The sequence below is a fragment of the Aminobacter sp. SR38 genome (assembly GCF_014843375.1).
Lineage (GTDB): Bacteria > Pseudomonadota > Alphaproteobacteria > Rhizobiales > Rhizobiaceae > Aminobacter > Aminobacter ciceronei.
On record NZ_CP062112.1, the window covers coordinates 87588 to 101263 of the forward strand.

Sequence of the window (13676 nt, forward strand, 5' to 3'; positions counted from 1 at the left end):
TCAGAACAGCCCGGCCAGCCTATCGAATTGTCCTGCCACAACATTGTCGCCGAATCGGTATGGCATGGCTCTGGCCCCACAACCTGCCATTGCGTGTGACATGGCTTGACGCTAAGGCGGGCTCGGTTTCGACCAGTGTGGGGTTGAACTGCCGCCGGCGTTTGTTGCCGGCTACGAGGAGAGGACTGACATGAGAAATATGCTGTTTGCCGTGCTCGGCGTTGCCGCGCTTGGCCTTTCGGCCTGCTCGAAGGCGCCCGAATGCACCGCCGAGGTTCTGACCAAGAAGGGCCAGGAAGTGACGACCGCGCTTCAGGAAGCCATCACCAAGGACCCGGCCAAGGCTGCCGAGCTGTCCGCCAAGGTGCAGGAAGTTGCCACGAAGTACACCGGTGCGACGACGTCGGAAGAGGCCTGCAAGGCCTATGACGACCTGCTGACCGCCATCAAGGGCTGATTCTTCGGCCTGAAACGAAAAGGGCGGTACCACGGGTGCCGCCCTTTCTCTTTGCGATTTGAAGAATCAGTTCTTGGCGATGGCTCCGACGGCGGTTCCGTCGACGCGCGACAGCTTCATGCCGATCACCGGCACCAGTTGCTTGTCGACGCGTACCGAGACGGTGACATGCATCAGGTTGTCGTCGGGCATGCGTGCCTGCATGACGCCGTTGAGCTGGTTGCGGTTGAGCGACAGGATCACCTTCCGGCCGTCGACAACACTGCCGGAGATGATGTCGAGGCCCTTGCCTTCGGAGCCGTCCAGGAACTTGCCGCGATAGCCGCTGCGGCCCTTCTGTTCGATGGTTGCCGACATCTTCTGCGTGAACACGCCGACGCGGCATCCGCCGTCGAGAGACATGCCGACTGTGCCGTCAGGGGTCGAACCGGTGAAGTTGCAGGTGAATTTGGTACCCTTGTATTTGCCGGCGACGATCTCGCCCGGCCCGACCCATTCGCCTTCCACCGTCTTGAAGAACTTCTTGTCGCGCTCGGCGCCCTTGACCGTGTCGGCATGCGCGACGGACGGCAGCGCCATAGCCACGGCAGGCAGGACAGCGGACAACAACAAGCGCTTCATGGGCACACCCGACAGCAGGAAACTGGAACGATTAGCTGGGAGGACCATGACCAAGAATGGTTAATGCTTCGTCTATTTGACCTTTTCGGCGCCCTTGTCCTTGGTCGCGAAGGTGGTCAGCGCAGCCAGGACATCGCCTATGCCGGGGCGCTTGACCGCGGCAAAGGGCAGGGGCCGTGCCGTTTCCATCGCGGCGATGCCGATGCGGGCCGTCATCATGCCGTTGACCACGCCTTCGCCGAGCTTGGCCGACACCTTGGCGGCAAGGCCGTGGCCGACAAGCTGCTGGACGAAACTGTCGCCGACGGCAATCGAGCCGGTGACGGCGAGATGGGCAACGGCCGAACGGGCAAGCCGGAAGAAGCCGAGCGTGCCGGGCCTGCCGCCATAGAGTTCAGACAGGCGCCGGATCAGACGTCCGGCCTCGAACACGACATAGGCGATATCGACCAGCGCACGCGGGCTGACCGCGGTTACCAGCGACACACGCTTGGCTGCGTCGAGGATGAGAATCTTCGCTTGCGCGTCGAGCGGTGTCAGTATCTCGGCTTCGGCGAGCCGCACGAGATCGGCGCCGTCGATCACTTCGCCGCGCAGGTCGGCGAGCGCGCGCCGGCCCGCCGCCGTTTCAGGCTTCGACGACAAAAGGTTCGACAATTCGTCGACGACGTTGCGAGCTGCGGCCGGATCGTTGCGCGCAATGGCGTCAGTCGCCCGGTTGCGCAGGCGCTCGACAGAGGCCAGCCGGAACACTGCCAGAAGCTCGCGGGCGAGGATCACCACAAGCGCCGATGCCGCGATGCCTGCGGCGGCCACCGCCAGCCAGCCGAGCCAGTCGGCGCGCGAGAACAGGTCGCGGATCAGCCTGTCGGTCCAGAGCCCGACGCCGAGCGAGATCAGGATGCCGAAGGCGGTAAGGAAGATCGCGCCGATGCGGGACCTGCGCCTTGGGGCGGTTGCGGGCGGTGGTTCGGCCGCAGCAATGTCCGCCTCGTCGAAGACATCGAACTCGGCTGGCGTCACCACAGCGGCTTCGGCTGCCAGCGCGCGCGGCTTGCGCGGTGCCGCCACCGACGGCGCACGGACGGCTGTCTCTTCCGTTACCGGTTCCGGCTCGATGCGAAAGGCCGCGGGTTTTCGGGGAGCGCTCATGCGAGATGGTCTCCGATGAGGAATTGCAGCGCGCGGTCGAGTCGGATGTGCGGCAGCGACAGCGTCACGCCTTCGGCCGTGCGCTCCAGCCGGGGCGGACGGAAGCGCACGAAACGGATCGTCGGATCATTCGCATCCTGGCGGTGATTGGTGCCGAAATCCTGGAACACGACATCAGCCTTGTCAGGTAAGTCACCGGGAAATATGGCAGTTTCACTGTTGCCGTCGAAGCGTTCCTTGCCGATCGTCTCGCCTTCGATCGGGGTGCCGATGATGACGGGCAGTGTCTCGCGACCTTGCTTGACGGTGCCTTCGCGGGTGGCGCGGACGGCGGCAAGCGCCAGCACGTCGACCTCGGCACCGGAGAGGTTGGCGCGTGCCACGGCGCGGTCGGTGAGCCGACGCACGATCGACTGCAACCGGTCGTGGCTCTCGTGATGCAGGTGATCCGCCTTGGTCGCTGCAACCAGGATGCGGTCGATGCGTCGCGAGAACAGGTCGGTCAGGATATTGCCCCGGCCCGGCCGGAAGCAGGCGAGGATTTCGGTCACCGCGCGCTCGAGGTCGGCGATGGCGCCGGGGCCGGCGTTCAGTGCCTGCATCGCGTCGATCAGCACGATCTGGCGGTCGAGCCGCGCGATATGTTCGCGGAAGAACGGCTTCACCACATGCGTCTTGTAGGCCTCGTAGCGCCTTTCCATCATCGCGTGCAGCGAGCCGGGCCGCGCCCGCTGGCCGAGGCCGGGAAGCGGGGCGAAGGTCAGCGCTGGTGATCCCTCGAGGTCGCCGGGCATCAGGAACCGGCCGGGCGGCAGCGTCGACAGCGCGCGCTCGTCGTCCTTGCAGGCCTTGAGATAGGCGGCAAAACTCTCGAACAGCCGCCGGGCCGTCATCTCGTCGGCATCCGCCTCGGGCTTCACCGTGGCGGCAAGCTCACGCCAGGCTTCCGACAGGTCGGCACGAACCGGCAGGCGTGCGAGCTCGAATGCCTCCCGGGAGAAATCGTCGTAGCTCTTGCCGAGCAGCGGCAGGTCGAGCAGCCATTCGCCCGGATAGTCGACGAGGTCCACCGACAGTTTTCCAGCTGAAAACATGCGGTTCCAGCCGGAAGCCGACTCGAATTCTATGGTCAGCCTGAGTTCCGAAATCGCGCGGGTCGAATCCGGCCAGATGCGCTGGTCGACGAGGGCCGAAACATGATCCTCATACTGGAAGCGAGGCACGGCGTCGTCAGGCTGTTCTTCGAGGAAAGCGCGTGAAATGCGCCCCGATTTCTGTGCCTCGAACAGCGGCAGCCGGCCGCCATGGATCAGATTGTGGACGAAGGACGTGATGAAAACGGTCTTGCCGGCCCGCGACAACCCGGTCACTCCGAGCCGCAGAGACGGCAAGAAAAGTCCCGCGGCACGGCCGGAAAACGTGTCGAGCGCAATGCGCGCCTCATCGGTGAAGGTGGTCAGAGACGCCAATCGTCGATCCCCATGCGGTCGCGCCGGATATAGGTGCCGCTGCAGGGATTTGAAATGGCGGCCGGTTTCAAAGATCGGACGGTTTCAAAGATCGGCAGGCGTCAGAAACGCCTCGAGATAGCCATTGCCGAGTTCGGCTCCGGAAAGCTCGCCTTCGAAGCGGATCACGGCCAGGCCCGAGGTCGGGAAACCGGTCTGCAGCGTATGCAGCGCCGCTTGGTCGCCATCGCCTGAAACAGCCATGGCGAGGTCTTCCATCATCGGGTTGTGGCCGATGACCAGGATCGAGCCGTGCCTGCCATTTTCGCGGATCTTGTCGAAATAGCCCGCGGCGTCGGCGCTGTAGAGGTCGTCGGTGAAGACGACCCGGCCGGTGTCCGCGTGGCCGGCGAGGCCCTCCAGGGTTTCGCGGGCGCGCCGGGCGTTGGAGCAGAGTGTGAGTTCCGGCACATAGCCGTTGGCGCGCATTGCCGTGCCGGTGGCTTCGGCGTCCGCGATGCCGGTGGCGTCGAGCGGCCGGTCGAAATCCCTGACGCCGGGCAGGGCCCAGCCGGCCTTGGCGTGTCGGAGAAGGTAGAGCTTTCCCAAATGTTGCTCCTGGAAGCCCGATCTCGCGACGAGCCTGCGCCAACTTGTCATCTCTGGATGTAGCCAAGCGTCAGGCCGCTTGCAACCGGACGATGCCATTGCGCGTTTCTTAGGTGGAGAGTTGCGCTCTTGCCACGTCCGAATCACGACATTGTGGGCGGCGCAAACTTTTCGATGAATACGCTTGTGTGGGGCTTGGCCCGCGAATATATAGGCGCCAAAACGGGGTTGTCGGGTGAGTCGAATGAACGATACCGTTACTCTTGGCTACGTGCCCTCCGATGAGGAGCCGTTCATGAACGAACGGCAAAAGTCTTACTTCAGAGCTAAGTTGGTTGCCTGGAAGAACGACATCCTCCGCGAAGCTCGCGAAACCCTCGAAATACTTCAGCAGGAAAATGCCAACCATCCGGATCTTGCCGACCGCGCATCGTCCGAGACCGACCGTGCCATTGAACTCAGGGCACGCGACCGGCAACGCAAGTTGATCTCCAAGATCGACTCTGCCCTGCAGAGGATTGACGAGGGTACCTACGGCTATTGCGAGGAGACAGGTGAACCGATTTCGCTTAAGCGACTGGACGCACGTCCGATCGCTACGCTGTCGATTGAGGCTCAGGAGCGTCACGAGCGCCGCGAAAAAGTCTATCGCGACGACTGATCGCGGAATGGCAGAAACGAAAAAGGCGGCTTCGGCCGCCTTTTTTCTTGTCCGCATTACAAGATCGTCGGTCAAGCTTACCGCTTGTGACTGGTAAGTTCGCCAAGCAGCTTGGCCATTTCGTCATCGAGCGATGGATCCACAAGCTTTGCCGGTTTGGCTTGCGGCTTGTCGTCGAGCGACACTTCGAGCTCCTTCATCAGCGTGTCGTCGATGAGGTCGCGCGGCGATGGTGCCGCCACGGGCGCAGGTGCAGGTCGCGCCAGAGCCGAGTAGGTTGGCGCAACATAGGTTTTGGGATCCGGGCTGTTCGTGACCAGCGGTGCCGAAGCCAAGGGCATCTTTGGCGGTGCCGGGCGTGACTGGACCGGCGCTGGTGCCTGCTGCTGCTGTTGCGGCCTGGCAGTCGCCGGCGTTGCCGGGCGAGGGGCTGGCTGCTGCGGGCTCTGCTGGGGACGAGGCGCCTGGGGCGCTTGTTGCGCACCTTCGGTGCCGGTCAGTGCCGGGCGCCGCGGCGCGGTCATGCGGATATCGGTTTCGACCACCACGTCGGTCGGCCCGCCGATCAGCAGCAGGTGTTCGATGTCGTCGCGGCGCACCAGAACGAGCCGCCGCTGGCTGTCGATGGCGGTCGCGTCCATGACGGCGAGGCGCGTCTTCCTGTTCCTGCCGCCGGCAACGAAGGTGCCGAAAGTCAGGCTGCGGACCAGCTTGACGATGACGAGCACGATGACCAGCAGCACGAGGGCGGCGAAGGTCCACAGCACCGCCGCCGTGTATCCAGGTCCTGCTACGCTATCGAGCCATTCAAACATGTCTTACCCCCGTCGCCGCCCCGCGCGACACTAAACCTTAGCTGTCGCGCCCGGCAAGTTGCCATCACGCATTACAGGCACGATTGACGCTAAGCGCATGATCTTGCCCCGGGCTTGCACCGCCTTTTTGTGGCTAGGCCTTTTCCCGGTAAGGAGAATGTGATTCAACCGCTCCAATACGAAGGAGCCGGAGAGACTCGCAGGGGCATGGCCAAGGAAACGCGCAACGACTTCTATCCGGTTCCGATTGTGGATCAGGCAGCGCGCCCCGATGCCATCACCCGGCTGATCATCTTTATCGTCGTGTTGACGGTGGCGGCAATCGTCTTCGGCATCTTTCGCGAGAGGCTCGGCGACCCGTTCCTGATGGGCATGCTCGGCGTGCTTGCGATGGTCGGCGTCGGCTACCTCTTCGCGACCGCCATCGGCTTCGTCCAGATCGCACCGCGTTCGCCGGCCGACGGGCTTTCCAAGGCATTTGTCGACTCGATGTCGCAAGGCCTGGTGCTTACCGACGCCAAGGGCCGCGTCGTCTACGCCAACCGCGCTTATGCCGATATGACCGGGGCTACGACCGCCACGGACCTGAAGACTGTCGAGGGCCTGCTGTCGGACGTGCCCGAAGCGTCATCGACGATCTCGCAGCTCGCGTCCGGCCTGCGTGACGGCGAGGCCAACGATGGCGAGTTCCGCCTCGCACAATCCATTCGCCCAGGTGCGGCGCCCGGCGCGCGCTGGTACCGCGTGCGGGCACGCGCTTTCACGGTGCCCAGCCAGCGCCAGCCGCTAAACGCCTGGCAACTGGCCGACATTTCTCCAGAAAGAGCCGAGCAGGAGCGTTTCTTTCTCGATCTGCAGCAGGCCATCGATCACCTCGACCATGCCCCGGCAGGGTTTTTCTCGGCCGACCAGGACGGCCGCATCACCTATGTCAACGCGACGCTGGCCGAATGGCTGGGCATCGACCTGGCAAGCTTCACGCCCGGTGCCGTCACGCTCGACGAGGTCGTCGCCGGTGATGGCATGGCGCTCGTCCGCTCGGTCAAGGCCGATCCGGGAACCACGCGCAACGCTGTCATCGATCTTGATCTTGCGACCATCGCTGGCGAGGCATTGCCGGTGCGATTCATGCATCGCGTCTCGGCGAGCCGCGAAGGCGTCAACGGGCCGACGCGCACCATCGTGCTCAATCGCACGCAGGGCGAGGACTCTTCCGCACAGTTGCGTGCTTCGGAGGTGCGCTTCACACGCTTCTTCAATTCGACGCCGATGGCGATCGCCGGCGTTGATCACAATGGCCGCATTCTGCGCACCAACGCACCGTTCCTGTCGCTGTTTTCGTCTGTCGTCGATCGGGATGCCGTCGACCGCAAGGTCCGTCTCGACACCGTCATCCACGATCGCGACCGAGCAGCTTTCGCGGCCGCTCTCGAGAAGGCTCATCAGCGGCAGGCCGATATTGCGCCCATCGACACCGTGATGCCCGACAATGAGGAGCGCCATATGCGCTTCTACGTCAATGCAGTTGCCGACGGATCGGATGCCGAGGGCGCCGAAGAGGCGGCGATCGTCTATGCGGTCGAGACCACCGAGCAGAAAGCGCTCGAAAACCAGATGGCGCAGAGCCAGAAGATGCAGGCGGTGGGACAACTCGCCGGCGGCATTGCGCATGACTTCAACAACGTGCTGACCGCCATCATCATGGCGTCGGACCTGTTGCTGACCAACCATCGTCCGTCGGATCCGTCTTTCCCCGACATCATGAACATCAAGCAGAATGCCAACCGCGCCGCTTCGCTGGTCAGGCAGTTGCTGGCGTTCTCGCGCAAGCAGACGCTGCGCCCCGAAGTGCTGAGCCTTACCGACGTGCTCGCCGACCTGCGCACGCTGGTGGCGCGCCTGGTCGGCAACAGCATCAAACTCAAGATCGATCATGGCCGCGATCTGTGGCCGGTCCGCGCCGATATCGGCCAGTTCGAGCAGGTGGTGGTCAACCTCGCCGTCAATGCGCGCGACGCGATGCCCGACGGCGGCGACCTGATGATCCGCACCAAGAACGTGCCTGCCGACGAGTGCAAGGCCTATGGCTATCGTGAGATGGTGCCTGCCGACTATGTCGTGGTCGAGGTCGAGGACACCGGCAGCGGCATCGCGCCCGAGGTTCTGAAGAAGATTTTCGAGCCGTTCTTCACCACCAAGGAAGTCGGCAAGGGCACCGGCCTGGGCCTGTCGATGGTCTACGGCATCATCAAGCAGACCGGCGGTTTCATCTACTGCGATTCCGAGGTCGGCAAGGGAACCGTGTTTCGCATCTTCCTGCCGCGCCATGTCGCCAAGCCAATGCCGGTCGAGGAGCCAAAGGCGGACGGCGAGATTGCCGTGACTGCGGCCCCGAAACAGCCGGAAGCAGCACAGGCCAATGGCGCCAAGGACCTTTCCGGTTCGGCAACCGTCCTTCTGGTCGAGGACGAGGATGCCGTGCGCATGGGCGGGGTGAGGGCGCTGACGTCGCGCGGCTACACCGTGCATGAGGCGTCATCGGGCGTCGAGGCGCTCGAGATTTTCGACGAGCTCAAGGGCCAGATCGACATCGTCGTCTCGGACGTTGTGATGCCCGAGATGGACGGGCCGACACTGCTTGGCGAACTGCGCAAGCGTCAGCCCGACATCCGCTTCGTATTTGTATCAGGTTATGCCGAAGACGCCTTTGCCAAGAACCTGCCGGCGGATGCGCAGTTCGGCTTCCTGCCCAAGCCGTTCTCTCTCAAGCAACTGGCGACCGTCGTCAAAGAGGTGCTAGAAGGCTAGGCATCGTGTAGAGCCAGTGTCAGTCCTGCCCGACTTTCTATTAGCTTTCCCGTATGTGCTGATCATGCCATCATGCGGGGAAGCGTCGTCGGGGGTGACAGATGCAGACCACGCCGCATAATGAGGCGAAACGAGGCGACTACGCCGAAACCGTTCTACTGCCGGGCGATCCCCAGCGTACCGAATGGATCGCTTCCACCTTCCTTGAGGATGTCCGCTGCATAAACCGGGTGCGTGGCGCACTCGCCTATACCGGCCGCTATCGCGGCAGTCCAATCAGCCTGCACACGACAGGCATAGGTGCGCCTTCGCTCGCCATCTATGCTCATGAGCTGCTTGAAACCTATGGCGCACGGACACTGATCCGCGTCGGCACCTGCGGCAGCCTAGCCGAGCACGTCAAGCTGCGCAGCCTGGTCATTTCACAATCGTCGAGCAGCGACAGCGCCATCAATCGCCAGCTTTTCGGTGTCTACGACTACGCGCCGAGCGCCGACTTCGAGCTGTTGTGCCGGGCTGCCCGGCGGGCAGTCGAAATGGGCATCATCCATTATGTCGGCCAGACGGCCTCGAGCGACGTGTTTTATCATCCCGATGTGCTCGGGCGTTTTGCCGGAGTGCGTGCCCATGGCGCGCTGGCGGTCGATATGGAGACAAACGCGCTGTACACGATCGCCGCGCGCTTCAGAGCCAAGGCGCTGTCGATCTGCACGGTTGTCGACAGCCTCGTCAATGGCGAGGATACGGATGCGTCCGAGCGCCAGGAGCTGTTCTCCGACATGGTCCGGCTTGCCCTCGACGTTGCGATCGGCACATCAAGGGTCGAGGCGGAGCCTGATCGTCCCTGAGGTAGCATGGATATGCGGCTGTGCTAACCTGATGATGGCCTTGTGAGTCGACCGTTTCCCGCGTTCCCGATCGATGAGTGGTTGTCCGGCGGTGCCGGCAAGTTCCGCGCAAGCTGCGATCCATACCTCTTATCGAGCGTTCTGGTCTGTGTTCGTTGCGTCTGGGCAATCGACAAGGGAACAGCCAGTTGGAACAGTTTGTCGAGGAAAGCATGAAGAGGCGTCTGACCGAGCCGGTCGACATACTCACCGCGGTCAGCATCCTGAAGTCATATGGATACCTGGGGGACGAGCTGATCATCGCCATTACCCGGATTTTCTACGTCGATCTGGACGCGCTCAACGAAGTTGTCGCCAACGCCTGAGGCCGGAGCCGTCATTACGCTGCCAAGCTGGAATGTTGCGATGCAGCATTGGCGGCTTGCATTTTCCTCCCAAATCATCCATATGCGGCGTCATAGGCGCTTGGGCCGGGCTTACGGCTTTCTCACTAGAGAGACTGGTTGCGTCTGTTTTCACCCTTGCCGGTAACGGCAGGCGGCGGAATAGACCCGCGGCATGAGGCCAGCGGGCACGACAGCGCAGCCGAGCGGACAGTCGTCCGCCGCCTTGTCGTTTCACGAGAGATTCAGGCCGGCAGGTTGCGCCCTGCCGCCATGTTGTTTGTGGCGGAATAGCCGTCGCACGAAAGAAGAAGATATTGACGAATGAAAACAATGCGGAGCTGAACGGCTTCGCCAAACTCGGCATTACCGGCGCGCTGCTCAAGGCGACCCAGTTGGCCGGGTTCAACGAGCCGAAGCCGATCCAGATCGAGTCGATCCCGGCGCAGCTGGCTGGCCGCGACATCCTCGGCATCGCCCAGACCGGTTCAGGCAAGACTGCGGCCTTCTCGCTGCCGATCCTGTCCAAGATCATGGCGCTCGGCACCAAGCGTCGACCCAAGACGGCGCGTGCGCTGATCCTTGCGCCGACGCGTGAACTCGCCGTGCAGATCGAAGACACCATCAAGGTGCTCGCCAAGGGCGCGCACGTCTCGACCGCGCTGGTCCTCGGCGGCGTGTCGCGTTTCTCGCAGGTCAAGAAGATCGCGCCGGGCGTCGACGTGCTGATTGCCACGCCGGGCCGCCTGACCGACCTCGTCCGCGAAGGCGACCTCGTTCTGGCCGACACCGAATGGCTTGTCCTCGACGAGGCCGACCGCATGCTCGACATGGGCTTCATCAATGACGTCAAGCGCATCGCCAAGGCAACGTCGCGCAACCGTCAGACAGCCCTGTTTTCGGCAACCATGCCTCAGGAGATCGCCGAACTCGCCCAGGGCCTGCTCAAGGATCCGATCCGCGTCGAGGTTGCCCCGCAGAGCACCACCGCCGCCGAGATCCGCCAGAGCATCATCCTCGCCCGCACCAAGCAGAAGCGCCAGATCCTGGCAAAGATGCTCGCCGACGAGGCCATGACTTCGGTTCTGGTCTTTGCCCGCACCAAGCATGGCGCCGACCGCGTCGTGAAGGATCTGGACCGCGACGGTTTCCCCGCCGCCGTCATCCACGGCAACAAGTCGCAGAACGCACGTCAGGCTGCACTGAACGGTTTCCGCGCCGGCAAGGTTCGCATTCTGGTCGCCACCGATATCGCGGCACGCGGTATCGACGTGCCGGGTATCAGCCACGTCGTGAACTTCGATCTGCCTGATGAAGCCGAAAGCTACGTCCACCGTATCGGTCGTACTGGCCGCAACGGTGCCAATGGCATCGCGGTCACGCTGGTTGATCCTTCGGAAAACTCCAAGCTGCGTCAGGTCGAGCGCATCATCCGCATGAAGCTGACCATCGACGCCGATCACCTCGGCGAACCTGATCCGGTGCGTCCGGCTGGCGAACCGCGCGGCTTCACGCCGGCCAACGATCGCGGCGAGCGCGACGAGCGTCGACCCAGCGGTCAGCGCCCGCGTGGCAACAATGGCGGCAAGCCCAAGGGCGGCCATGGCGGCGGCGACCGCAAGCCTGACGGCGCTCCGAAGGGTGCTGCGCCCAAGGGCGGCAAGCGCCGCTTCGGTGCGCGCAAGCCGAACACGCGCGCAGCGTGATCTGTGCAGCAGATCGGGCCTGACTGGTCCATTTGCTGCATTGTATGAATAGGTTAGGGCGGTCGGGGCGGTGCTTCGGCCGCCCTTTCGTTTGAGGGGACGGAATGGCCGGAATAGCGACGCTCGCAATCGCTTATGTGCTGTCCCAGTTCTATCGCTCCTTCCTGGCGGTGCTGACCCCGGCACTCACCGCCGAGCTCGGTGCCACCAAGGCGCAACTCTCCGTCGCCTCCGGCGCCTTCTTCATCACCTTTGCCCTGGCGCAATTTTTCATCGGGGTGTCACTCGACCGGTTTGGCCCGCGCCGCACCGCTTCGACACTGCTCTTGCTCGGCGGCGGGGGTGGCGCCTTTGTCTTTGCCTTGGCAACTGCTCCCTGGTTGGTGACGGCGGCCATGGCGCTGATCGGCATCGGTTGCGCGCCGGTGCTCATGTCATCGCTGTTCATATTTGCGCGCACTTTCTCCACTGCCCGCTTTGCCGTGCTCGCCTCGTGGATGGTCGCTTTTGGCACCGCCGGAAACGTCATTGGCGCCGCCCCGCTGGCGCAGGCTGCGGAGGCGTTCGGCTGGCGACCGGTTATGGCCGGGCTGGGTGTCATTACCATTGCCGCGGCACTTGCCGTGCTGGTCGCCGTGCGTGATCCGAAATCGCCGGAGGACATGAAAGAGGGCAATATCGGTTTCGGCGGTTATCTCGAACTGCTGCGAATGCGTGTCCTTTGGCCGATCATCCCACTGACCGCGATCAATTATGCGCCGACGACCGGCATCAGGGGGCTCTGGTCCGGTCCCTATCTCGTCGATGTCTACGGCGCCGACGCGCTGCTGATCGGGCAGGTGACGTTCTTCATGGCGCTCGCCATGGTCGCCGGCGCCTTTGTCTATGGCCCGCTCGACACGATGTTCCGCACCCGCAAGTGGGTGGCTGTCATCGGCAACACCATCGGCCTCATAGCGATCCTCTATCTCGCGCTGAACGTCGTCACCGACGTCACCACCGTCACGCTCATCTTCGTGATCATCGGCGTGTCTGGTGGTGCCTACGGCCTGCTGATGGCGCATGCGCGCGCATTCCTGCCGCCGCACCTGATCGGGCGGGGCGTAACGCTGATGAACTTCTTCTCCATCGGCGGCGTGGGACTGATGCAATTCGCGACAGGCGCAGTGGTCACCGCCAATCTGCTGCCGGGTCAGCCGACGGCAGCCTATTCGGCGCTGTTCTGGTTCTATGTGCTGATGTTGGGGGCGGCGATCGTCATCTACCTCTGGGCACGTGACGCAAAGCCCGAGGTCGTGGTCGAGGATCAGTCGAAGCTCGAGCGCCTGAGATAGATCAAGGGCTCCATCTTCCAGCGGGTGGCAACGCGCAGCGCCTTTTCGCGCAATGGTCGCGGCAGCAGGAACAACAGCTTCATTGCCCATGTCAGGCGGCGTGGGAAGGTGACCTCGAAACCGCTCTTGCGTATCGCCTTGCAGATCCGTTCGGCGGCCGCCTCGACCGGCATCATCGCAGGCATGTAATAGGCGCTCTTTTCGGTCAGCGGCGTGTCGATGAAACCGGGGTTCATCACCTGGGTGCGGATGTTCATCTTGTCGAAGTCGAACTTCAGCGCTTCGGCGATGATGTTGACGGCTGCCTTTGTGGCGCCGTAGGCGGCAGTCGTCGGCCAGCCGAAATAACAACTGATCGAGCCCATGAAGACGATATGTCCGCGGCCACGATTGCGCATCCGCTCGATCACAGGAACCAGGCCGTTGATGACGCCGAAGACGTTGACGGCGAAACTCTGGCGGAAGGCTTCCATGCGCAGGTTTTCGCCGGTTACCGGCATGTAGGACCCGGCATTGAAGATCGCGAGCACGATCGGCCCGGCCTGCGCTTCGATGGCGGCGACGGCGGCAGCCATTCCAGCCTCGTCGGTGACGTCGGAGGGAAAGGCCAGCACCTTTCCGGCCATGCCGCGTGTTTCCTCGATCAGAGTATCGAGCGGGTCGTTGGCCCGGACGGTGACGGCAACCGTGTAGCCTTGTTTTGCCAACAAGCGGGCCACGCTGCGGCCAATACCGGTGCTGCCGCCGGTAATCCACGCGACCCCGTGTTCCGGGTCGGCCCGGTATGTGCTCACTTCTAACCTCTGGGCAGTAGCTATTGCGTAGCTCTAGCGG

The 13676-nt window shown here is 63.2% G+C and carries 13 protein-coding genes; 7 read left to right on the forward strand and 6 right to left on the reverse strand.

What is annotated here, in order from left to right; genetic code table 11:
• Positions 1 to 190 precede the first annotated feature (190 nt).
• Positions 191 to 457, forward strand: coding sequence for a hypothetical protein (locus IG197_RS00435; protein ID WP_192316301.1), 267 nt, complete (start codon positions 191 to 193; stop codon positions 455 to 457).
• Positions 458 to 523: 66 nt separating this feature from the next.
• Here IG197_RS00435 and IG197_RS00440 read toward each other — a convergent pair whose 3' ends face one another.
• From IG197_RS00440 to IG197_RS00455, 4 genes are all read right to left on the reverse strand, one after another.
• Positions 524 to 1036, reverse strand: coding sequence for a hypothetical protein (locus tag IG197_RS00440; protein ID WP_246341006.1), 513 nt, complete (start codon positions 1034 to 1036; stop codon positions 524 to 526).
• Positions 1037 to 1150: 114 nt separating this feature from the next.
• Positions 1151 to 2230: a YcjF family protein gene (locus IG197_RS00445; RefSeq protein ID WP_192316303.1), complete on the reverse strand. Its 1080-nt coding sequence runs from the start codon at positions 2228 to 2230 to the stop codon at positions 1151 to 1153.
• A complete protein-coding gene (locus tag IG197_RS00450) occupies positions 2227 to 3699 on the reverse strand; it encodes a YcjX family protein (protein ID WP_192316305.1) in 1473 nt (490 codons plus the stop codon). Before IG197_RS00450 ends, IG197_RS00445 begins: the two co-directional genes overlap by 4 nt.
• A gap of 84 nt (positions 3700 to 3783) precedes the next feature.
• Positions 3784 to 4287, reverse strand: a complete 504-nt coding sequence (locus IG197_RS00455) for a histidine phosphatase family protein (RefSeq protein ID WP_067961778.1) — start codon at positions 4285 to 4287, stop codon at positions 3784 to 3786.
• A 244-nt stretch (positions 4288 to 4531) separates the two neighbouring features.
• Between IG197_RS00455 and dksA the strand changes: the two genes are divergently transcribed.
• Positions 4532 to 4948 carry an RNA polymerase-binding protein DksA gene (dksA, locus tag IG197_RS00460; protein ID WP_067961780.1) on the forward strand — a complete coding sequence of 139 codons (417 nt, stop codon included), beginning with the start codon at positions 4532 to 4534 and terminating at the stop codon, positions 4946 to 4948.
• Positions 4949 to 5025: 77 nt separating this feature from the next.
• Here dksA and IG197_RS00465 read toward each other — a convergent pair whose 3' ends face one another.
• Complete coding sequence (locus tag IG197_RS00465) at positions 5026 to 5763, reverse strand: flagellar biosynthetic protein FliO (RefSeq protein WP_192316307.1); 738 nt, start codon at positions 5761 to 5763, stop codon at positions 5026 to 5028.
• 207 nt (positions 5764 to 5970) lie between these two features.
• Between IG197_RS00465 and cckA the strand changes: the two genes are divergently transcribed.
• From cckA to IG197_RS00490, 5 genes are all read left to right on the forward strand, one after another.
• Complete coding sequence (gene cckA / locus IG197_RS00470; RefSeq protein ID WP_067961785.1) at positions 5971 to 8571, forward strand: cell cycle histidine kinase CckA; 2601 nt, start codon at positions 5971 to 5973, stop codon at positions 8569 to 8571.
• 101 nt (positions 8572 to 8672) lie between these two features.
• Positions 8673 to 9419 carry a purine-nucleoside phosphorylase gene (gene deoD, locus IG197_RS00475; protein ID WP_192316308.1) on the forward strand — a complete coding sequence of 249 codons (747 nt, stop codon included), beginning with the start codon at positions 8673 to 8675 and terminating at the stop codon, positions 9417 to 9419.
• 188 nt (positions 9420 to 9607) lie between these two features.
• Positions 9608 to 9784: a hypothetical protein gene (locus tag IG197_RS00480; RefSeq protein ID WP_182585841.1), complete on the forward strand. Its 177-nt coding sequence runs from the start codon at positions 9608 to 9610 to the stop codon at positions 9782 to 9784.
• 335 nt (positions 9785 to 10119) lie between these two features.
• Positions 10120 to 11508 (forward strand): DEAD/DEAH box helicase, encoded by a 1389-nt coding sequence (locus IG197_RS00485; RefSeq protein WP_192316310.1) that lies wholly within the window; start codon positions 10120 to 10122, stop codon positions 11506 to 11508.
• 104 nt (positions 11509 to 11612) lie between these two features.
• On the forward strand, positions 11613 to 12842 hold the full coding sequence (locus IG197_RS00490; protein ID WP_192316312.1) for an MFS transporter: 1230 nt from the start codon (positions 11613 to 11615) through the stop codon (positions 12840 to 12842).
• Here IG197_RS00490 and IG197_RS00495 read toward each other — a convergent pair.
• A complete protein-coding gene (locus IG197_RS00495) occupies positions 12815 to 13636 on the reverse strand; it encodes an SDR family NAD(P)-dependent oxidoreductase (RefSeq protein WP_192316314.1) in 822 nt (273 codons plus the stop codon). The two genes, IG197_RS00490 and IG197_RS00495, sit on opposite strands and share 28 nt — an antisense overlap.
• Positions 13637 to 13676: the final 40 nt, after the last annotated feature.

What these genes read in the sequence shown, in the direction of transcription:
- IG197_RS00490 (WP_192316312.1), top strand. Translation starts at nt 11,613, where the DNA reads ATGGCCGGAATAGCGACGCTCGCAATCGCTTATGTGCTGTCCCAGTTC.
- cckA (WP_067961785.1), top strand. Translation starts at nt 5,971, where the DNA reads ATGGCCAAGGAAACGCGCAACGACTTCTATCCGGTTCCGATTGTGGAT.
- IG197_RS00435 (WP_192316301.1), top strand. Translation starts at nt 191, where the DNA reads ATGAGAAATATGCTGTTTGCCGTGCTCGGCGTTGCCGCGCTTGGCCTT.
- IG197_RS00465 (WP_192316307.1), bottom strand. Translation starts at nt 5,763, where the DNA reads ATGTTTGAATGGCTCGATAGCGTAGCAGGACCTGGATACACGGCGGCG.
- IG197_RS00445 (WP_192316303.1), bottom strand. Translation starts at nt 2,230, where the DNA reads ATGAGCGCTCCCCGAAAACCCGCGGCCTTTCGCATCGAGCCGGAACCG.
- dksA (WP_067961780.1), top strand. Translation starts at nt 4,532, where the DNA reads ATGAACGATACCGTTACTCTTGGCTACGTGCCCTCCGATGAGGAGCCG.
- IG197_RS00440 (WP_246341006.1), bottom strand. Translation starts at nt 1,036, where the DNA reads ATGGCGCTGCCGTCCGTCGCGCATGCCGACACGGTCAAGGGCGCCGAG.
- deoD (WP_192316308.1), top strand. Translation starts at nt 8,673, where the DNA reads ATGCAGACCACGCCGCATAATGAGGCGAAACGAGGCGACTACGCCGAA.